This window comes from Cupriavidus ulmosensis (assembly GCF_977008105.1).
In genome coordinates this window covers 98994-119536 of the sequence record NZ_CDRMWP010000002.1, presented here as the reverse complement: position 1 = coordinate 119536, position 20543 = coordinate 98994, and the positions used below count along the sequence as shown (strand labels likewise).

Annotated in this window: 18 protein-coding genes; 7 read left to right on the top strand and 11 right to left on the bottom strand. The window is 70.3% G+C overall.

Translation table 11 applies throughout. The features are described 5' to 3' along the window. Window positions 1–5: 5 nt before the first annotated feature. The 4 genes from ACWTPI_RS20490 to ACWTPI_RS20475 all read right to left on the bottom strand — a co-directional run bounded on the left by ACWTPI_RS20490 (window position 6) and on the right by ACWTPI_RS20475 (window position 4993). Window positions 6–845 carry an ABC transporter permease gene (locus ACWTPI_RS20490; protein ID WP_020202433.1) on the bottom strand — a complete coding sequence of 280 codons (840 nt, stop codon included), beginning with the start codon at window positions 843–845 and terminating at the stop codon, window positions 6–8. Continuing rightward, a complete protein-coding gene (locus tag ACWTPI_RS20485; RefSeq protein ID WP_020423742.1) occupies window positions 842–1846 on the bottom strand; it encodes an ABC transporter permease in 1005 nt (334 codons plus the stop codon). Before ACWTPI_RS20485 ends, ACWTPI_RS20490 begins: the two co-directional genes overlap by 4 nt. A 92-nt stretch (window positions 1847–1938) precedes the next feature. After that, window positions 1939–3555, bottom strand: a complete 1617-nt coding sequence (locus ACWTPI_RS20480; RefSeq protein ID WP_020202431.1) for an ABC transporter substrate-binding protein — start codon at window positions 3553–3555, stop codon at window positions 1939–1941. Between the two features lie 88 nt (window positions 3556–3643). Then, window positions 3644–4993, bottom strand: coding sequence for an ArgE/DapE family deacylase (locus ACWTPI_RS20475; protein ID WP_020202430.1), 1350 nt, complete (start codon window positions 4991–4993; stop codon window positions 3644–3646). A 178-nt stretch (window positions 4994–5171) separates the two neighbouring features. Here ACWTPI_RS20475 and pdxR point away from each other — a divergent pair, with 178 nt between their 5' ends. Beyond that, entirely contained in the window at window positions 5172–6770 is a 1599-nt protein-coding gene (gene pdxR, locus ACWTPI_RS20470; RefSeq protein WP_454732553.1) for a MocR-like pyridoxine biosynthesis transcription factor PdxR, read from the top strand. Between the two features lie 108 nt (window positions 6771–6878). Then, the gene (locus tag ACWTPI_RS20465; protein ID WP_059412077.1) at window positions 6879–8306 is read left to right on the top strand and encodes an FAD-binding oxidoreductase; all 1428 of its coding nucleotides are present in this window, start codon (window positions 6879–6881) and stop codon (window positions 8304–8306) included. 20 nt (window positions 8307–8326) lie between these two features. Here the strand turns inward: ACWTPI_RS20465 and ACWTPI_RS20460 are convergent, their stop codons facing one another. The 6 genes from ACWTPI_RS20460 to eat all read right to left on the bottom strand — a co-directional run bounded on the left by ACWTPI_RS20460 (window position 8327) and on the right by eat (window position 14083). Next, complete coding sequence (locus tag ACWTPI_RS20460; protein ID WP_059412076.1) at window positions 8327–8641, bottom strand: HigA family addiction module antitoxin; 315 nt, start codon at window positions 8639–8641, stop codon at window positions 8327–8329. 12 nt (window positions 8642–8653) lie between these two features. Beyond that, entirely contained in the window at window positions 8654–8932 is a 279-nt protein-coding gene (locus tag ACWTPI_RS20455; protein WP_059412075.1) for a type II toxin-antitoxin system RelE/ParE family toxin, read from the bottom strand. A 106-nt stretch (window positions 8933–9038) separates the two neighbouring features. Beyond that, window positions 9039–10334, bottom strand: coding sequence for a haloacid dehalogenase-like hydrolase (locus tag ACWTPI_RS20450; protein WP_454732552.1), 1296 nt, complete (start codon window positions 10332–10334; stop codon window positions 9039–9041). A 94-nt stretch (window positions 10335–10428) separates the two neighbouring features. After that, window positions 10429–11241 (bottom strand): ethanolamine ammonia-lyase subunit EutC, encoded by an 813-nt coding sequence (gene eutC / locus ACWTPI_RS20445; RefSeq protein WP_454732551.1) that lies wholly within the window; start codon window positions 11239–11241, stop codon window positions 10429–10431. 10 nt (window positions 11242–11251) lie between these two features. Beyond that, window positions 11252–12634: an ethanolamine ammonia-lyase subunit EutB gene (locus ACWTPI_RS20440; RefSeq protein WP_454732550.1), complete on the bottom strand. Its 1383-nt coding sequence runs from the start codon at window positions 12632–12634 to the stop codon at window positions 11252–11254. A 9-nt stretch (window positions 12635–12643) separates the two neighbouring features. Beyond that, a complete protein-coding gene (gene eat, locus ACWTPI_RS20435) occupies window positions 12644–14083 on the bottom strand; it encodes an ethanolamine permease (RefSeq protein WP_454732549.1) in 1440 nt (479 codons plus the stop codon). A gap of 222 nt (window positions 14084–14305) precedes the next feature. On the opposite strand from eat, the gene ACWTPI_RS20430 reads away from it, so the two are divergent. Beyond that, on the top strand, window positions 14306–15319 hold the full coding sequence (locus ACWTPI_RS20430) for a helix-turn-helix domain-containing protein (RefSeq protein ID WP_454732548.1): 1014 nt from the start codon (window positions 14306–14308) through the stop codon (window positions 15317–15319). A 261-nt stretch (window positions 15320–15580) separates the two neighbouring features. Then, window positions 15581–16618 carry an AI-2E family transporter gene (locus ACWTPI_RS20425; protein ID WP_029043473.1) on the top strand — a complete coding sequence of 346 codons (1038 nt, stop codon included), beginning with the start codon at window positions 15581–15583 and terminating at the stop codon, window positions 16616–16618. Window positions 16619–16662: 44 nt separating this feature from the next. Here the strand turns inward: ACWTPI_RS20425 and ACWTPI_RS20420 are convergent, their stop codons facing one another. Next, on the bottom strand, window positions 16663–17352 hold the full coding sequence (locus tag ACWTPI_RS20420; protein ID WP_454732547.1) for a FadR/GntR family transcriptional regulator: 690 nt from the start codon (window positions 17350–17352) through the stop codon (window positions 16663–16665). A 168-nt stretch (window positions 17353–17520) separates the two neighbouring features. Between ACWTPI_RS20420 and ACWTPI_RS20415 the strand changes: the two genes are divergently transcribed. Genes ACWTPI_RS20415 through ACWTPI_RS20405 form a run of 3 tightly spaced genes read left to right on the top strand, consistent with a single transcriptional unit; the run spans window position 17521 to window position 20488 of the window. Next, window positions 17521–18312 carry a (Fe-S)-binding protein gene (locus tag ACWTPI_RS20415; protein ID WP_020202419.1) on the top strand — a complete coding sequence of 264 codons (792 nt, stop codon included), beginning with the start codon at window positions 17521–17523 and terminating at the stop codon, window positions 18310–18312. Next, window positions 18309–19013, top strand: coding sequence for a LutC/YkgG family protein (locus tag ACWTPI_RS20410; protein WP_454732546.1), 705 nt, complete (start codon window positions 18309–18311; stop codon window positions 19011–19013). The genes ACWTPI_RS20415 and ACWTPI_RS20410 overlap by 4 nt, the downstream gene beginning before the upstream one ends. Further along, a complete protein-coding gene (locus tag ACWTPI_RS20405) occupies window positions 19010–20488 on the top strand; it encodes a LutB/LldF family L-lactate oxidation iron-sulfur protein (protein WP_020202417.1) in 1479 nt (492 codons plus the stop codon). The genes ACWTPI_RS20410 and ACWTPI_RS20405 overlap by 4 nt, the downstream gene beginning before the upstream one ends. Window positions 20489–20543 lie beyond the last annotated feature (55 nt).

Below are 20543 nucleotides of genomic sequence, written 5' to 3'. Positions count from 1 at the left end.
TTGGCTCACTCGCCGCGGCGGCGCAGTTGGGGGTTCATGGCGTCGTTCAGGCCTTCGCCGATCAGGTTGATGGACAGCACCGTGAGCAGGATCGCCACGCCCGGCCACACGCTCATCCACCAGGCTTCGCGGATCATGGTGCGGGCCGCGCCGATCATGAAGCCCCAGCTCATCATGTTGCGGTCGCCCAGGCCCAGGAAGGACAGCGCCGACTCGGTCAGGATCGCCGTGGCCACCATGAACGAGGCCGACACGATGATCGGCGACATGGCGTTGGGCAGGATCTGCGTGAGGATGATGCGCAGCGGCTTCTGCCCGATCACCACCGCGGCCTGCACGAACTCGCGCTGCTTGAGCGTGAGGAACTCGCCGCGCACCAGGCGCGCCACCGGCGGCCAGGAGACCACCGAGATGGCCGCCACGATGGAGTAGATGGTCGGGTTGAAGATGGCCACGATCACCACCGCCATCGCCAGTTGCGGGATGGTCTGGAAGAACTCGGTGAAGCGCATCAGCGCGTCGTCCACGCGGCCGCCGCAGTAGCCGGCCACCGAGCCGATCAGGATGCCGAACACCAGCGCCACGCCGGTGGAGATCACGCCCACCAGCAGCGAGACGCGCGCGCCGTACAGCATGCCGGCGGTGATGTCGCGGCCCAGCATGTCGGTGCCGAACGGATAGGCGGCGTCGGCGAACGGGTGCACCAGCGGCTCGCCCACCATCAGCCACGGCGAGTCCTCGTACAGCACGGGCGCGAGCAGCGCCACCGCCACTACGGCCAGCAGCACCAGCAGGCCGATCACCGCGCCGTAGTTGCGCGCATAACGTCGGGCGAAGGCTTTCATGCCGTGGCTCCCTTGCCGCCCACCGCGATGCGGGGGTCGATGAAGCGGTAGACGATGTCCGTCACCAGGTTGAAGAACACCACCAGCGCCGAGGTCACGAAGAAAATGCCGAGCAGCAGCTGGTAGTCGCGCTGCAGCAGCGCGTCGAACATCAGGCGGCCGATGCCGGGCCACGAGAACACGGTCTCGGTCAGCACCGCGCCGCCGGCCATCTGGCCGAGCTGGATGCCGGCGAACGTGATCACCGGCAGCAGCGCGTTGCGCAGCACGTGCACGCGGATCACGCGCCCGGCCGGCACGCCCTTGGCGCGCGCGGTCTTGACGAAGTCCATGCCCATCACTTCCAGCATCGAGGCGCGCGTGAGGCGCACGTACACCGCCATGAAGAAGCAGCCCAGCGAGATGGTCGGCAGCACCATGTGCAGCGCCACGTCCTGCACGCGCGCCAGGCCCGTGTAGCCGGCGCCGATGGTCTCCATGCCGAACGCGGGCAGCCAGCCCAGCACCACCGAGAACAGGATGATGGCCATCAGCGACAGCCAGAACAGCGGCGTGGCGTACAGCAGCAGCGCGCCGCTCATCACCGCGCTGTCGACCCAGCGGCGCTTGTTCTCGTAGCGCGTGCGCGCCGAGATCACGCCCAGCAGCACGCCGAGCACGAGCGAGAACACGAACGCGCCGCTCATCAGCACGATGGTGGCCGGCAGGCGGTCCAGGATCAGGTCCAGCACCGGCAGGTGGTTGCGGTACGAGTAGCCGAGGTCGAGCCTGGCCACGCCCTTGAGATAGATGCCGAGCTGCGTGAGCACCGGCTGGTCCAGCCCGAACTGCTGGCGCAGCTGGCCGACGAAGGCGGCATCGCCGGCGCCGGCCTCGCCCGCCATGACGGTGGCGGGGTCGCCCGGCGCCATGCGGATCAGGAAGAAATTGATGATGACCACGCCGAGCACGACCACGAGGGCCTTCCACAGGCGGGACAACAGGAAAGAGAGGAAATTCACGGCATGCTCCACGCGGGGCAAAAGCTGGGTCCGGGCGCCATCGCGCCCGCATTGCTGCGCCGCCCCGCACGCGCGCGCCCGTCACGCACGACTCAGTTCTTCTCGATGGAAACGTTGTCGAACGACTCGTTCAGCCCGATCGCGGTGGTCACGAGGTTCTTGACGTTCTTGCGGTACAGCGTGGGGAACTCCAGCTCGAACAGGTTGCCGGCGGCCACTTCCGTCACCAGGATCTTCTGCACCTCGCTGTACAGCTTCTGGCGCTCGCCCGCGTCCAGCGCGACGCCGGCCTGGGCCCACAGCGCATCGGCCTGCGGGTTGCTGTAGCCCTGCACGTTGGCGAACGGCGTGCCCTTGACGATGTTCTTGGTCACGTAGAGCCGCTCCACGCCCAGCGCCGGATCGCCGTACTGGTAGGTGTAGGTGACGGTCAGGTCGAAGTCCCAGTTGCTCACGCGGCTGGACCACGTGCCGGCATCGGCCGATTCGATGCTGACCTTGAAGCCGAGCTGCTCGAGCATCTGCTTGGCGTACTCGTCGAGGCGGTCCCAGTTGGCGCCGTAGGAGGTCGACAGGATCTTGACCGGGTACTGGCCGACGTTGACGCCGGACTCCTTGATCAGGTCGCGCGCCTTCTTCAGGTTGAAGTCATAGGCCGGCATGTTCTTGTCGAAGAACAGCGTGCTCGAGGAGAACGGGCTCACCGCCGGCTTGCCCATGCCGAAGAAGATGTTGTCGACGATCAGCTTGCGGTTGAGCGCGTGCATCACCGCCTGGCGCACCTTGATGTTGTTGAACGGCGGCTTGCGCTCGTTCATCAGCATCGTGGACATCGGCGCGAACATCTCCCAGCCCTTGGTGGTGTATTCCACGTTGGGCAGCGCGCGCAGGCGCTTGACGTCCACGTTGTCGACGTCGCCGCCGCGCAGCACCTGCACGTCGCCCTTCTCGAAGGCCACCGCGCGCGAGGCCGAGTCCGGGATCACGTAGAACACCAGTTCGTCCAGGTAGGGCTTGCCCTTCTTCCAGTAGTTGGGGTTCTTGGCCAGCTTGATGTAGGCGCCCTTCTTCCATTCCTTGAACATGAAGGGGCCGGTGCCGATGGGCTTCTGGTTGGCCGGGTTGTTGCGGTAGTCGGTGCCGTCGTAGATGTGCTTGGGCATCATCGGCATGGTGCCGGTCTCGAACATCGAGATGAACGGCGGGAACGGCTCCTTGAGCTTGATCTCCACGGTGCTGTCGTTGACCGCGCGGATCGAGTCCATGTACTTGTTGATCACGGCGCGCGTGCGCACGTGCACCTCGCGCAGCATCTTGTCGATCGAGAACACCACGTCGGCCGAGGTGAACGGCTTGCCGTCATGCCACTTCACGCCCTGCTGCAGCTCGAAGGTGTAGGTCAGGCCGTCCGGCGAGATCTTCCACGACTTGGCCAGCTCGGGGCGCGGCTTGAGGTCCGGGCCGTAGGTCAGCAGGCCCTGGTAGATCTTGCCGGCGATGTACTGCGTGGGCGCCTGCGAGTTCATCGCGCTCACCAGGATCGGCGGCTCGGGCTGGACGATGCCGGACAAGGTGCCGCCCACGGTCTGCGCGGCGGCGCTGCCCGCGGGCAGCAGCACCGGCGCCAGGGCCAGGCCGGCGCTGGCCAGCGCCATCGACACCAGGCTTTTGCCAAAGCTCTTTTTCAGGTGTTGGGTGAAGGATTTCATCGGTCAGTTTCCTGTGGTAGTGATCGTGCTCTGCGGATACGGAAGGTACGAAAGACGATTGCTGCGGCTGCGGTGACTGCGTGGTGGCTCAGGCGGCGGCGGGCTCGACGCCGCACCAGTCGTGCATGAACTGCGCGAGCGTGGTGGCCACGCGCACCATGCTCTCGATGGAGACCGACTCGTCGATGCCGTGGATGTTGCGCGCCACCGGCCCGTAGCAGGTCACGGGCGTGTCCAGCATCATGCGGAAATGGCGCGCGTCGGTGGTGGCGGTGGAGGCTTCGTGCCGCACGGGCTCGCCGGTGGTTTTCCGGTGCGCGGCCGCGAGCGTCTGCATGCTGGCCACCTCCAGGTCGAACTCGCAGCCCGGCGCGTGGAAACCCTCGTAGCGGATGCCGAGCTGCAGGTTGCTGGCCAGGCGCGCGAGCGTGGCGCGCACGCAGTCCGCCACGCGCGCCTTGGCGTCGTTGACATCCATGTCCGGGAAGAAGCCGATGCGCACGCCCAGCGTGCAGGTGCACGGCACCGAGGAATTCCACTCGCCGCCCTGGATCTGGCCGATGTTGAAATTGACCGGGTGCGCGTGGTCGCGGTACGCGGCGGGCCGGTTCTGCGGCAGGTTCCACTCGGCCTCGAGGCGGCGCAGGTCGGCGATCACCTCGATGGCGGCCTCGACCGGGTTCACGCCGCTGGACATGTAGGCGGCATGCGCCGGGTGGCCAGTGAGATCGACGAACATCCAGAACACGCCCATCTGCGCGCTCATCAGGGTTTCGCCGAACGGCTCGGGAATCACCACGGTGTCGAACGAGGCCAGCTTGCCCGCGCCGACCGCGCTGCGCAGCGCGGCCACCGTGGCCAGCGCGCCGTTGCCGGTGTTCTCTTCCTCCAGCACGGAGTTGAAGCCGACCGCGCCGGCGGGCTGCACGCCGAGGTCCTTGAGCGCCTTGAACGCGGCCAGCGTGCAGACGATGCCGGCCTTCATGTCGCCCGCGCCGCGGCCGAACAGCCAGCCGTCCTCGACGAACGGCGCATACGGCGACTGGCGCCACATCGACTCGGGGCCGGTCGGCACCACGTCGAGGTGGCCGTTGAACAGCACCGAGCGCCCGCCCTTCGCCGCGGGCCGGTGCGTGGCCAGCAGGTTGTAGCGGCCGCCGTCGGGGCAGCACGGCGGCGAGAACAGCGGCAGGTCCTTGAGCGCTTCGCTGCGCAGGTAGATGTGCTCGGACGCCAGGCCGAGCTCGCGCAGCGCGCCTTCCATGAAGGCCACGGCGGGCTGCTCCTGGCCCGACGGGCTGGGCGCCGCCACGAAATCCGACAGCGTGCGCACCATGTACGGCTCGAGCGCGCGCACGGCGGCGGCGATGGCATCGGTTGTGAGCGCGGGAAGATCTGGCGTGGCGGCAATCGCGGCACTGCCGGCGGGACGTTGCATGGTGGCTCCACTGACTGGCCCGGCATGCGCGAGGGGGGCGCTTCCGGAGGGGGATCGAATCAGCCGAATCGGCAAGACGTCGTTCAAAAAAACGACGAACCCAACAAGATGTATCGAAAGTTAGCCGATCATTGGTACCATCGGTAGGTCCATGTTTCGCTTTTTAGCCGGTGCCACTTTGAAAGAGACCATTTTGTCGGAGCTGCTGCTGCAGCGTCTGGAAAGCCCCGCCGATGGTGCGGAAGACAAGAACGGCGCGCATATGAACCGCCAGCTCTACGAGATCATTCGGCAGGAAATCCTTGCTGGGTCTTTGGTTGCGGGTAGCAAGCTGCCCGCGTCGCGGCTCCTGGCGAAGGAGGTCGGGGTCTCGCGCAACACCGTGCTGTATGCCTACGAACAGCTCCTGGCGGAGGGTTACGTCACCGCATCGAGCGGAAGTGGCACCTTCGTGTCGCAGAGTTTTCCCGACCATAGTGCATTGCACAACGTTAGGGCGCAAAGTGGCACCATCACTGTGCCCGCAGCGCAGCAAAACCCGAACCGCTTCACGCTGTCGCGGCGCGGCCAGCACCTGGTGTCGCATTCCGGTGCATCGGACCGGCAATGGGGCGCGTTCGTCGCGGGCGTGCCCGACGTTTCGCTGTTTCCGCACGCTGTCTGGGCACGCCTGCTCAACAAGCACTGGCGCGCGCCCAAGCCCGAACTGCTGACGTATGCGCACAACGGCGGCTACATGCCGCTGCGCCGGGTGCTGGCCGAGCACCTGCGGCTGGTGCGCTCGGTGCGCTGCGAGCCCGAGCAGATCATCCTGACCACCGGCATCCACCAGGCCATCGACCTGATCGCGCGGCTGCTCGGCGACCCCGGCGACAAGGCATGGATGGAAGACCCCGGCTACTGGGGCACACGCAGCCTGCTCAACAGCGCGGGCATCGAGACCATCCCGATCCCGGTGGACGGCGAGGGCATCGCGCCCGACGCGGTCACGCTGCAGAACCCGCCGCGCTTCATCTTCGCCACGCCGTCGCACCAGTATCCGCTCGGCATGGTGATGAGCCTGTCGCGCCGGCGCATGCTGCTCGAATACGCGCGCCAGCGCGGCGCGTGGATCGTGGAGGACGACTACGACAGCGAGTTCCGCTTCGAGGGCCGGCCGCTGGCCTCGCTGCAGGGCCTGGACGAGCACGACCGCGTGATCTACATGGGCACCTTCTCCAAGACGCTGTTCCCGGGGCTGCGCATGGGCTTCATGGTGCTGCCCAAGCCGCTCGCGCCGCATTTCGCCACGGGGCTGTCGGAGCTGTTCCGCGAGGGCCAGCTGATGCAGCAGGCGGTGCTGGCCGACTTCATCGAGGAAGGCCACTACGCCACCCACATCCGCCGCGTGCGCCAGCGCTACGCGCAGCGCCAGGGCCTGCTGCGCGAGGCCATCGCCGCGCGCCTGGGCGCGGACTGGCCGACCTCCACGCACGAGGCCGGCCTGCACATGGTGCTGCACCTGCCGCCCGGCGCCGACGACCTCGGCATCAGCATGGCGGCGCGCACGCAGGGCCTGACCACGCGGCCGCTGTCGCGCTACTTCGCCGACCCGGCCCGGGCCGCCAGCCAGGGCCTGCTGCTGGGCTACGCCTGCGTGCCGGACGACCAGATCGCGCCGGCCTTCCACAAGCTCGCCGAGGTGATCGAGCCCGCGCTGGAACACCTCGCGCGCACGCAGGCGCCGCGCCGCGCGGCCGCCGCGGCGATCAACCAGGAGGCGTGGAGCGGGGCGTAGCGCGGCCCGCGTGCTGCCGTGGCGCCATGCCGGGGGCGGCGATTGGCCCTTCCCGCTGCTTGCGGCCGTGGCCTAGTATTGCGGCTTTCGCATCGCCATCAGGCCGACATGACCGACTCCGATCCCGCACGCAAGGCGCCCGGCGCCATCCTCGGGGCGCTGGCAGCCCTGCTGGACGGCCCCGGCCTGCAGGCCGGCGACGCCATCGAGACGCGCTTCCGCAAGGACTGGTACGCGCCGCTGGGCGCGCCGCCGCTGGCCGTGGCGCGCCCGCGCGGCACCGCCGAAGTCGCCGCCGTGCTGGCGCTGTGCAACCGCCTGGGCCAGCCGGTGGTGCCGCAGGGCGGGCTTACCGGGCTGGCCGGCGCGGCCACGCCGCAGGGCGGCGAGGTGGTGCTGTCGCTCGAGCGCATGCGCGGCGTGGAGGAGATCGACGCGCAGGCCGGCACCATGACCGTGCTGGCCGGCACCACGCTGCAGGCCGCGCAGGACGCCGCGCGCGAAGCCGGCTGGCTGCTGGCGGTGGACCTCGGCGCGCGCGGCAGTTGCCAGATCGGCGGCAACATCGCCACCAACGCCGGCGGCAACCGCGTGATCCGCTACGGCATGATGCGCGACCAGGTGCTGGGGCTGGAGGCGGTGCTGGCCGACGGCACCGTGGTGTCCTCGCTCAACAAGATGCAGAAGAACAATGCCGGCTACGACGTGCGCCAGCTCTTCATCGGCAGCGAAGGCACGCTCGGCGTGATCACGCGCGCGGTGCTGCGCCTCGCGCCGCTGCCGGCCGCCACCCAGACCGCGCTGTGCGCGCTCGCGGGCTACGAGGACGTGGTGCGTCTGCTGCGCCATGCCCAGCGCGCGCTCTCGGGCCGCCTCAGCGCGTTCGAAGTGATGTGGGCCGATTTCTACGCGCTCGTCACCACGCGCGTGGCCGGCGTGCGCGCGCCGCTGCCCGCCGGCCATCCGTTCTACGTGCTGCTCGACCTGCAGGGCAACGACAGCGCGCAGGACGCGCCGGTCTTCGAGGCCATGCTGGAGTCGGCGCTGGAGGCGGGCCTGATCCAGGACGCGGCGGTCGCCGCCAGCCACAAGGAAGCCGCGAGCTTCTGGCTGCTGCGCGACGCGGTGGCCGAGTTCCCGACCATGTGGACGCCCAGCGTGGGCTTCGACGTCAGCGTGCCGATCGGGCGCATCGGCGAGTTCGCCGAGACGCTGCGCGCGCGCGTGCTGGCCGCGTGGCCCGGCGCCGAGATGATGCACTTCGGCCACGTCGGCGACAGCAACCTGCACTTCGGCGTGCGCCTGCCCGGCATGGACGCCGCGGACTTCCCCGAGCACGACATCACCGACCTGGCCTACGGCGTGGTGCGGGATTTCCACGGCAGCATCTCGGCCGAGCACGGCGTCGGCTTCCACAAGAAGCCCTACCTGCACTGCTCGCGCTCGCCCGAGGAACTGGCGCTGATGCGGCTGCTGAAGCGGTCGCTGGACCCGAACGGGATTCTGAGTCCGGGGCGGGTGTTCGATCTGGGGTGAAAGCGGAGACAGGCACGCAGTCAGACCGGTTCGAGATCGCGTGGCGCAATCTCGCTCGTGATCTCCCCGCCATGTTCGCGCCGGGCGATCTTCAGGTCATAGGACTGCTGCAGATTGAGCCAGGATTCCGCATCGCCGCCGAAGTACTGTGCCAGCCGCAGGGCAGTGTCGGGGGTGATGCCGCGGCGCTCGCGCACGATATCGTTGATGCGCGCCGGGGTGACGTGCAGCGCCACGGCGAGTGCGTTGGCGCTCATGCCGAACGGGACGAGAAACTCCTCGCGCAAGATCTCGCCCGGATGGACCGGACGCATGCCGTTCTGGAAGCGGGCCATGATGATTTCCTTTCAGTGATAGTCCACGATCTCGACGGCCTCCGGGCCATCGGGCGTCCAGACAAAACAGACGCGCCACTGATCGTTGATGCGGATGCTGTGCTGCCCCTTGCGGCGCCCGCCCAGCATTTCGAGCCGGTTGCCGGGCGGCGAGCGCAGGAAGTCGAGCGAAGCGGCAGCGGCCAGCATCTCCAGCTTGCGTTCCGCCGCTGCCTTGATGTTCGCGAACCTGGGTACCCGCCGGCCGGTGAACAGCGCCGCCGTGTCTGCGCATTTGAACGACTGGATCATGGCGGAATTATATATCGCTTACCGATAAACGGTATAAGAGAAAAGCGGGCCGCGAATTCGCGCGGCCCGTGTGGAGAACGAAGCACGCTGCCGAAGTCGGGGAACGCTACTTCAGCAACTTCCCTTCCTTCGCCCCCAGCGGCGTATGCGCCTGCGACGCCACGAACACGCCGGCGTTGTCGTCGCGGCCTTGCAGCAGGTACTTCGCATCCGCCTTGCCGTAGGTCTGCACCGCCACGCCGGAGAGCTTGCCGATGTCGCTGGCGCGCAGGCGGTTGACGATCAGCACGGCGCGGGTGTCGGCGAAGTCCTGCATCATGTTCTGGTCGCCCTCGCTGTCGCCGGCGACGAAGACCGGGCCGTAGCCGTAGCGCGACACCAGGAAGCGCTCGATGGTCTGCGTCTTGCCCTTGCCCTGCGTCTGCGCGTAGCCGCGGCGGAACTCGGGCTGGATCACGCCTTGCGCGTCGCGCTCGAGCTCCATCGCCAGCACGCGGTCGGCGGGATTGTTGTAGCCGTAGGCGGGATTGGACGAAATCTCCTTGACCACGTCGACGAACGAGGCCGAGCACACCCAGACGTCGAAGCCGGCCGCGCGCATGCGGGCGTAGAGGTCCTGCATCTCGGGCACCAGCCGCAGGCCGTTCTTCCAGCTCACCGAGACCACGCCGGCGCGGCCGGGCAGCGCGGCGGGGCTGGTCCACCTGACCTTCTCGATCGGCTGCCCGAGCTGCCAGGCGACGGTGTCGGCGGTCAGGCTGCGCACCTGCGCCTCGGTCATGCCGGCGAAGTGGTAGGTCACCCACGGATAGGCCACGGCGTGGTCGAAGCTGTCGCCGATGGCTTCGTACAGGTAGCGCATCTTGGCGACGAAGTTCTGGTAGTGCGGGCTGGCCTTGACCTGCTCGAGCGACTGGCTGCCCTTCAGGCCGCTGTAGTTCCGGTACAGCCAGGTGTAGCTCTCGATGATGTCGGGCGCCACCTTGTCGATGTCCACCGGCTGGCCGGCGGCGTTGTTGAACGGCGCGTTGAAGGCCTTGTGCGGGATGTTCAGGCGGATGGCGGTGTCGAGCTGCTGCGGCGTGGCGCCGAAGCGCAGGTTCTGCAGCTGGTACACCAGCACCGCTTCCTCGATGTCGAGGAAGATGCTGGTGTTGTCCCAGTCGAACACCGCGTAGGGCGGCTTGCGCGCGTCGTAGCCGGGGCTGCCCTTGCCGTGGGCGGCGATCAGCGCGTCGATGCGGGCGCGGTTGAAGGCGTCCCACCTGCCTTGCGCCAGCGGCTGCACCGCGCCTTGCGCGGCGGGGGCGCCGGCGCGCGGGTCTTGCGTGGCGCAGCCGCCCGCGGCGAGCGCGGCGGCCAGCAGGGTTGCGATCAGCAGGCTCTTTTGCTTTTGCTTCATGGCGATTTCCTCGTTTTCGTTGTCGTGGGTGCAGCGGGAAAAAAGGCGTCACGAAGCCGGCCGGCCGGAGCCGGCGGCTTGGTCGAGCGGGGGTTCACTCGGATGCGGGCAAGGCGTCCGGCGCGGCGTCTGGCGCGATGTCTGGCGGAGAGGGCGGCAGCGCAACCTCGCCGCTGTCGTCCTTCAGGTCCACGCCGCTGCGCCCGAGCGCCAGCGCGCCGCGCAGCAGGAAGGCGAGCTTGTCCGCCGCCTGCGCGTAGGGCAGCCCTTCGGGGCGCACGTTGGAGATACAGTTGCGCTCGGCGTCGCTGCGGCCCGGGCGCGGCGCGTGGGTGAGATAGATGCCGAGGCTGTCCGGCGAGCTCAGCCCCGGCCGCTCGCCGATCAGCATCACCACCTGGCGCGCGCCGAGCAGGTGGCCGGCCTCGTCGCCGAGCGCCACGCGCGCCTGCTCGGCCACCACCACCGGACCGATGGACCAGCCCGGCAGGCGCGCGCGCGCGGCCAGCAGCAGCGGCACGCCGTGGCGCCCGGCGGCCAGCGCGGAGAGGCCGTCGGCGATCACGAACACCACGTCGGGCGCCTCGGCGGGGCGCGCCTGCGCCAGCCGCGCGCGGCTGTCGTCGTCGAGGCGGCGGCCCAGGTCGGGCCGGCGCAGGTAGTGCTGGCGGTCCGCCGCGGCGCTGTGCACGGGCACGCTGGCGAAGCCAGCCGCGGCCAGCGCCTGCTCGATGTCGGCGCGCGCCAGCGGCAGGTGCACGGCGTCGCGCGCCTGCGCGTGGGCCAGGCCGAAGGCGAGCACGGTCTCGGTGGTCTGGCTGTTGCCGGCGCGGCCCAGCGCGATGCGCGCCGCGGTGAACTGGCGCAGGCGCTGCCACGGGTTGGGCTGGGTCAGCTTGCGGGACATGGTGGGCGGCTCACAGTCCGTGCGCCAGCTGCAGCAGCGGCTGCCGCTCGCCCGGCTCCAGCAGGCGGCCGTCGTCGCCGAGGATGCCCATGCGCCGCAGCCAGTCCTCGAACTCCGGCGCGGGCCGCAGGCCGAGCGTGTCGCGCAGGTAGAGCGCGTCGTGGAACGAGGTGCTCTGGTAGTTCAGCATGATGTCGTCGGCGCCGGGCACGCCCATGATGAAATTGATGCCGGCCACGCCGAACAGCGTCAGCAGCGTGTCCATGTCGTCCTGGTCGGCCTCGGCGTGGTTGGTGTAGCAGACGTCGCAGCCCATCGGCACGCCGAGCAGCTTGCCGCAGAAATGGTCTTCCAGCCCGGCGCGGATGATCTGCTTGCCGTCGTACAGGTACTCGGGGCCGATGAAGCCCACCACGGTGTTGACCAGCAGCGGCGAGAACTCGCGCGCCACCGCGTAGGCGCGCGCCTCCATCGTCTGCTGGTCCACGCCGTGGTGCGCGTTGGCGGACAGCGCGCTGCCCTGCCCGGTCTCGAAATACATCACGTTGTTGCCCACGGTGCCGCGCGCCAGGCTCTGCGCGGCGTCGTGCGCCTCGGCCAGCAGCGCCAGGCCGATGCCGAAGCCGGCGTTGGCGCGCTCGCTGCCGGCCACGGACTGGAACACCAGGTCCACCGGCGCGCCCTGCTCGATCGCGCGCACGGTGTTGGTGACGTGGGTCAGCACGCACGACTGCGTGGGCACGTCGTAGCGGCAGCGCAGGTCGTCGATCAGGCGCAGCAGCGTGACGATGGCGCCGAGGTTGTCGGTGGCCGGGTTGATGCCGATGGTGGCGTCGCCGCAACCGTACAGCAGGCCGTCGATCATCGAGGCGGCGATGCCCTTGGGATCGTCGGTCGGGTGGTTGGGCTGCAGCCGCACCGAGAGCCGGCCGGGCAGGCCGATGGTGTTGCGAAAGCGCGTGACCACGCGGCACTTGCGCGCCACCGCCACCAGGTCCTGGTTGCGCATGAGCTTGCTCGCCGCCGCCGCCATCTCGGGCGTGATGCCGGGCGCCACGCGCGCCAGGGTGGCGCTGTCGGTCTCGTGCAGCAGCAGCCAGTTGCGGAAGTCGCCCACGGTCAGCGCGGCGATCTCGCGGAAGGCCTCGCGGTCGTGCCGGTCGAGGATCAGGCGCGTGACCTCGTCGTCCTCATACGGCACCAGCGCTTCGCGCAGGAAATGCGCGAGCGGCACCTCGGCCAGCGCCATGCGCGCGGCCATGCGCTCCTCCTCGCTGGCGGCGGCCACGCCGGCCAGGTAGTCGCCCGAGCGCGCCGGGCTGGCCTTGGCCAGCAGCGTCTTGAGGTCGGCGAACAGGTGGCGGCGCGCGCCGACGGTGTGGGTGAAGGCCATGACGGTATCTCAGTCGGCGGCGGGCACCTGCGCGGGCGCGCCGCCGGCGAGGTCGCCGTGCGCCACCTGGTGGCGCGCGCGCCAGTGGTAGTGCGCGTAGCCCACGGCCAGCACGCCGGCATACAGCAGCGCGATCAGCGGATTGAACCAGACCATCGCGCCGAGCGAGACCAGCGCGCCGGCCAGCGCGACGAGCGGGAAGACCGGATAGCACGGCGTGCGCCAGGGCCGCGCCATGTCCGGCGCGCTGCGGCGCAGGCGGAACAGGCTGGCCATGCTGAACAGGTACATGGTGAGCGCGCCGAACACCGACATGGTGACGATGTTGGCGGTCAGCGGCTGGCCGCCGATGACGATCAGGCCGTCGCTGTAGATGGCGAGGATGCCCACCACGCCGCCGGCCAGCACGGCGCGGTGCGGCGTGGCGAAGCGCGGATGCACGCGCGCCAGCCAGCCCGGCAGGAAGCCGGCGCGCGCCAGCGCGAAGATCTGCCGCGAGTAGCCCAGGATGATGCCGTGGAACGACGCCACCAGCCCGAACAGGCCCAGCCACACCAGCATGTGCAGCCAGCCCGAGTGCTCGCCCACGATCATCTTCATGGCCTGCGGCAGCGGGTCGTTGATGTTGGCCAGCCGGGTCCAGTCGCCGGCGCCGCCGGCGAACACCATCACGCCCACGGCCAGCGCCAGCAGCGTGAGGATGCCGGTGGTGTAGGCGATCGGGATCGAGCGGCGCGGGTCGCGCGCCTCTTCCGCCGCCATCGCCACGCCCTCGATGGCGAGGAAGAACCAGATCGCGAACGGGATCGCGGCGAACATGCCGGGCACCGCCGCCAGCGAGAAGCCGTCCTGCCCGGCCCAGCCGCCGCGGGCGAAATTGGCCACCGAGAAGCCCGGCGCCACCACGCCCATGAAGACCAGCAGCTCGAAGATGGCGAACAGCGTCACCACCAGCTCGAAGGTGGCGGCAATGCGCACGCCGATGATGTTGAGGCCCATGAACACAATATAGGCGCCGACCGCGGCATGCTTGGGATCGAGCCCCGGGAACTGCACATTGAGGTAGGCGCCGATGGCCAGCGCGATGGCCGGCGGCGCGAACACGAACTCGATCAGCGTGGCCAGCCCGGCGAGGTAGCCGGCGCCGGGGCCGAACGCGCGGTAGGCATAGGCGCACGGCCCGCCCGCGTGCGGGATGCTGGTGGTCAGCTCGGTGAAGCTGAAGATGAAGGTGGCGTACATGGTGGCCACCGCCAGCGCCGTGACCATGAAGCCCAGCGTGCCGGCGCTGGCCCAGCCGAAGCTCCAGCCGAAGTATTCGCCCGAGATCACCAGCCCCACGGCGATGCCCCACAGCTGCACGGTGCCGAGCGTCCGGGTGAGCGTGCCGCCGCCGGCCGGGTGCGGGGGGCTGGCCGGGGACGGCGGGTGCGGGGGCTGGCTGGACATGGCTAGGGTTTCTCCGGACGGTGTGCCGGCGGCGGATCGTTGCCCCGGCCGCGGCGTTTCCGGCATCATCGCCAAAAGCGCGCGGGCAGCGTTATCGAAAATCGGCACCATTGCGAATCGGCACCATCGCGGATGTGGCATGCGGCGGCCGGCAGGCGCGGCACCCCCGGTGGAATGGAACTTGCAACGTTCAGGATCGTCCTGCGTACCCAAATCTTCGCCATGAACGCCACCCGCGACATCCCGCCCGCAGCCCTCGCCACCTTCCGCGTCACCGCCGCGCGCGACGCCGACGAGCACGCCGCCAACCTGTCGCGCTGGAACCAGACCTACGACCAGCTTTCGCCGGGCGCCTTCGCCGGCGAGGTGCGCGAACTGTGGCTGCCGCATGCGCAGGTGTTCGTCGAGCGCACCAACCGCAGCCTGCGCCAGTCCTGCATGGCCTGGCCCGATGCGATCTGGTTCGGCGTGCCGCTGCCCTCCGCGCAGGCGCCGGCCACCGTGGGCGGCACCGCCATCGCGCATACCGACATCGCGGTGCGGCCCGGCGGCACGGAATTCGAGCTGCGCACGCCCGAGGATTTCGGCATCTTCGGCATCGTGGTGCGGGCCGAGGAACTGGCGCGCTACATGGACGAGGTGGAACACCGCGACCCCGCCAGCGTGCTGGGCCAGCGCGCGGTGCTGTCGGTGCAGCCGTGGGCGCGCGCCCGGCTGTGCCGCGCGCTGCTGGAGATCCTGTCCGAGGCCGCGCGCCACGCCCCGCCGGACGGCATCGCCACCGCCGACGCCAGCGAGGCCGCCCAGGCCTGCGGCGACCTGCAGGAGCGCCTGCTGGGCAGCCTCGTCACCCTGCTGATGGCCGCGAACGACAGCGCCGCGCGCCCCACCATCACGCACATCAACCGCCAGCGCACCGTGCAGCGCATCCGCGACTACCTGCTGGCCCACGCCGCGGACCCCATCGCCGTGCCCGACCTGTGCCGGCACTTCCACCTGAGCCGCCGCGCGCTGCAATACTGCTTCGAGGACGTGGCCGGCATGTCGCCGGCGGCCTACCTGCGCGCGCTGCGCCTGAACGGCGTGCGCCGCGACCTGCGCGCGGGCGCCGGGCAGCGCACCGTCTCCGACGTGGCCGCGGCCTGGGGCTTCCACCATCTCTCGCAGTTCGCCCAGGACTACCGCCGCATGTTCGGCGAGCTGCCCTCGGCGGCGCTGCGCGGCGGCGCGAACTAGGCCCGCGCCCGCCGGCCGCTCCCCGGCGCCCTTCCCCCGCCGCTTCCTGCCCGCTTCCTGCCCTCTTCCCGCCCTCTTCCCACCTCCTCCTGCATCTTCCCGCCGCGCCGCTGCCCCGGAAATTGCCCGGCCCGCCGCCGCGCCCGCCTTTGCGCGCACGGGCGCGCTTGCCTTAGCCGCCTGCGGGACCGACAATCGAGCGCCGTACCATCCACAGATGCCGGCCGCCAGCGTGGGGCGGCCGTCCATGCAGGAGTCTCGATGAATCAACCCGATCCGCCACGCCTGCCCCGCTTGCCGGAGGCAGCGTGGTTCAACGTCGGCCTGGCCGCCTACGTCCTCACCGCCCTGGCCCTGTGGGTGGTGATGCAGGCCAACCTGGTCGCGGCGCTGCTGGCCGGGCTGCTGCTGTATTCGCTGGTGGACGTGCTGGCGCCGAGGCTCGCCGGCCTGCACCAGAAGCATGACGCGCTGGCCGTGGCGCTGCTGTCCGCCATCACGCTGCTGGTGCTGACGCTCGGCGGCTGGGCGCTGATCCGCTTCGTCGGCGGCGACGGCAACCGGCTGGACACGCTGCTGATCCGCTCCGCCGACATCATCGACAAATCGCGCGCGCAGTTGCCGGGCTGGGTCAGCGACGCGCTGCCGCGCGGCGTGGACGAACTGGCCAACGCGCTGATCGCGTGGCTGCGCGAGCACGCGCAGATGGCGCAGAAGTTCGGCGCGGAGGTGCTGCGCACGCTGGCGCATATCCTGATCGGCCTGGTGATCGGCGCGATGGTGGCGCTGTACCGCGCCATCGCCAAGCCCAACCGCAGGCCGCTGGCCGCCGCGCTGGTGGAACGCGCGCGCAACCTGCAGCGGGCCTTCGCGCAGTTCATCTTCGCCCAGATCAAGATCTCGCTGATCAACACCGTGCTGACCGCGATCTACCTGCTGGTGGTGCTGCCGCTGTGCGGCGTGCACCTGCCGCTGACCAAGACGCTGGTGGCGCTGACCTTCCTGGTGGGGCTGCTGCCGGTGCTGGGCAACCTGATCTCGAACGCGGGCATCGTGGTGGCGTCGCTGTCGATCTCGCTGCCGATCGCGGTCGCCTCGCTGGTCTACCTGGTGGTGATCCACAAGCTCGAATACTTCCTCAACGCGCGCATCATCGGCGCGCGCATCAACGCCGCCGCGTGGGAGCTGCTGACGGTGATGCTGCTGATGGAGTCGGTCTACGGCATCGCCGGCGTGATCGCCGGGCCGATCTTCTATGCCTATCTCAAGCGCGAACTGGCGGCGAAAGAACTGATCTGAGGCCGGCGCGCGCCAGGTCGGACCAATCCGGCCGCCGGCGCCGGTCAAGGCCCCGCCGGCCCGCCTTCCGCTTCCGCTTCCACCCGGCTGCGCACGAAATCGATATGCGTCTGCATGGCCGTGCGCGCTTCCTCCGGGCGGCGCGCGAGGATGGCTTCGCACAGCGTGCGGTGCTGCAGCAGCAATAGCGCCGAGGCGCCCTCGTCCTGCACGCGCAGGCCGGTGCCGTTGATGGTGATGTGTTCGCGCAGCATGCCGATCACGCTGGTGTGCAGATGCAGGAACATGGTGTTGTGCGAGGCCTGGGCGATGGCTTCGTGCAGCTTCGCGTCGGCCTCGGCCTCGGCGGCCTTGTCGTCCCGCTCGCGCGAGGTCTCCAGCGCGCGCAGCAGCGCGCGGATGCGCTTGAGGTCGGCCGGATCGGCGCGCAGCGCGGCGAAGTAGGCGGTGGCGCCTTCGAGCACGCGGCGGAACTCCAGGATGTCGTCGCGCAGCACCGGGTGGTCGGCCACCAGTTGCCGCCACGGCGAGGCGATGCCCGCGCGCAGCTGCTCGGTGACGAACACGCCGGCGCCGCGGCGGCTCTGCAGCAGGCCGCGCGCGCCGAGGCGCTGGATGGCCTCGCGGATGGTGTTGCGGGCCACGCCGTATTGCGCGGCGAGCAGCCGTTCGGCGGGCAGCCGGGTGCCGGCCGGCCAGGTGCCGTCGAGCAGCGCCGTCTCCATTTTCCGCATGACCTGTTCCACGCGCCCGCGCGCCTGCATGCCCCCCGCCATCCTCGTCCCCGTGTCATCCCGCCCGCCGCTGGTCCAACCAATTTGAACTGCGGCGCGTCTCGCGGAATTATGCGCCAAACAGTGGCGGACCTGATGGCCAGGCGACCGCCCCCCACGGAGCGAGACATGAATCCAAGGCGCTATCCCCCCGCCGCCGCCGCCCCGGCGCAGGCCTACCTGTTCGCCACCTGCCTGGTCGACCTGTTCGTGCCGCAAGCCGGCCTGGACGCGGTGCGCCTGCTCGAGCGCGAAGGCCTGACCGTGCATTTCCCGCGCGGGCAAAGCTGCTGCGGCCAGCCGGCCTACAGCAGCGGCAACCCGGAGCAGGCGCGCAAGGTAGCGCTGGCGCAGCTCGACCTGTTCGCCGAGCCGTGGCCGGTCGTCGTGCCTTCCGGCTCGTGCGCCGGCATGATGCGCCACCACTGGCCGCTGCTGTTCGCCGACGACCCGGTGGCCGGCCCCAAGGCACGCGCGCTGGCCGAGCGCGTCTACGAGCTGAGCGAATTCCTGCTGCACGTGCTGAAGGTGCGCTTCGACGCCACCGTGTCCGCCCAGCCCGACGAAACCGTGGTGCTGCACACCTCGTGCGCGGCGCGCCGCGAAATGGGCACGCGCCAGCACGGCGTGGCCCTGGTCGACGCGCTGCCCGGCGTGACGCGCGCCGAGCACGCGCGCGAATCCGAATGCTGCGGCTTCGGCGGCACCTTCTCGCTCAAGCATCCCGACATCTCCGGCGCGATGGTGCAGGACAAGATCGCCTCGGCCTGCGCCACCGGCTGCGACCGGCTGGTCTGCGCCGACTGCGGCTGCCTGCTCAACATCGGCCACGCCGCGCGGCACCAGGGCGCGCCGCTGCCGGTGGAGCACCTGGCCAGCTTCCTGTGGCGGCGCACCGGCGGCAACGGAGAGCCGGCATGAGCGCACTCTCCGCACGCGAGCGCATGCTGGGCCGCCTGCGCGCCGCCGCGCCGGCCGCCGCCGCCGCCGCCGTCGATGCGCTGGACGCGCGCATCGACGCGCATTTCGACAACCGCCGCGCGCCGGCCACGCCGGCCGGCCTGGCGCAGGCCATGCAGGCCGCGCTGGACGCCGCGCACACGCAGGTCTGGTGCGCGAGCGGCGACGCCTGGCCGGCGCAACTGGCCCACAGGCTCGCCGCCGCCGGCGTGCGCCGCCTGCTGCTGGACCCGGCCGGCGCGGAAGGCGCGGCGCTGGCGCAGGCGCTGCCCGCCGGCGTGGCCGCGCTCGCCTACGACCGCCCCATCGAAGACTGGAAGGCCGAACTGTTCGACACCGTGGACGCCGGCTTCACCGTGGCGCGCTCCGGCATCGCCGCCACCGGCACGCTGATCCTGGCGCCGGACGCGCGCACGCCGCGCACGGTCTCGCTGGTGCCGCCGCTGCACGTGGCGCTGGTGTACGCCGACACCCTGCACGCGGACCTGCACGCCGCCGCGCGCGCCGAGCGCTGGCGCGACGGCATGCCGACCAACCTGGTGCTGGTGTCCGGCCCGTCCAAGACCTCCGACATCCAGCAGACGCTGGCCTACGGCGCGCATGGCCCGCGCGCGCTGTGGGTGGTCATCGTGACGCGCGCCGCCAGCGCAGACGCACGATGAGCACGCACGCCACCTCCGGCGCACCCGCCGCCGCCCCGCTGCACTTCGTCCCCGCGGCCGACTTCAAGGCGCGCGCGCGCGCCGCGCTGGACGACCCCAAGCTGCGCAGCAGCTTCCGCGGCGCGATGGACTTCCTGCAGGCCAAGCGCGCCGTGCAGTTCCCCGACGGCGACGAACTCGAACAGTTGCGCGACCTCGGCGAGGCGATCCGCCAGCATGCGCTCTCGCGCCTGCCGGACCTGCTGGCGCAACTGGAAGACAAGCTCACCGCAGCCGGCGTGCAGGTGCACTGGGCCGAGACCGCGGAGCAGGCCAACGCCATCGTCCACGGCATCGCGCAGGCGCACCGCGCGCGCCGCGTGATCAAGGGCAAGTCGATGGCCAGCGAGGAAATCGAGCTCAACCACTACCTGGCCGAGCGCGGCATCGACTGCATCGAGTCCGACATGGGCGAGTACATCGTGCAGCTCGCCGGCGAGAAGCCCTCGCACATCGTGATGCCGGCCATCCACAAGACGCGCGGCGACATCGCTGCGCTGTTCGAGCAGCACATCCCCGACACGCCCTACACCGAGGACGTGGACGAGCTGATCCAGACCGGCCGCCGTGCGCTGCGCCAGGCCTTCGTCGAGGCCGACATCGGCCTGTCCGGCGTGAACTTCGCCGCCGCCGACACCGGCACGCTGTGGCTGGTGGAGAACGAGGGCAACGGCCGCCTCTCCACCACCGTGCCGGACGTGCACATCGCCATCATGGGCATGGAAAAGGTGGTGGCCAAGCTCGAGCACATCGTGCCGCTGGCCAGCCTGCTGACGCGCTCGGCCACCGGCCAGGCCATCACCACCTACTTCAACCTGATCTCCGGCCCGCGCAACGCCGGCCGCGGCGAGCGCGACGGCCCGCGCGAGGTCCACCTCGTGCTGCTCGACAACGGCCGCAGCCAGGCCTACGCCGACGAGCAGCTGCGCGCCACCCTGCAGTGCATCCGCTGCGGCGCGTGCATGAACCACTGCCCGGTGTACACGCGCATCGGCGGCCATGCCTACGGCACCACCTACCCGGGGCCGATCGGCAAGATCATCTCGCCGCACCTGCTGGGGCTCGAAGCCACCGCCGACCTGGCCACCGCGTCGAGCCTGTGCGGCGCGTGCGGCGAGGTGTGCCCGGTGCGCATCCCGATCCCGCAGTTGCTGATCCGCCTGCGCACCGAGGCCAACCGCGATCCCGCCGAGCAGGTCGCGCACCCGCTGCGCGGCCAGGGCGCGAAGTTCAGCCGCAGCGAGCACCTGGTGTGGCGCTTCTGGAGCGGCGCGTTCGCGCATCCGTTCACGTACCGCGTGTTCCGCTGGGCCGCGACGCGGCTGCGCGCGTTCGCGCCGTCGCGGCAACTGGGCTGGACCAGGCACCGCGCGCCGCTGACGCCGGCGCCGCGCAGCCTGTCGGACCTGCTGCGCGAGCGGGGGCAGGCGGAGTAGGCGCGGCCTTTTGGGCCTGCCCTCGGTTTGCTCCCCTCTCCCACGCAGTGGGAGA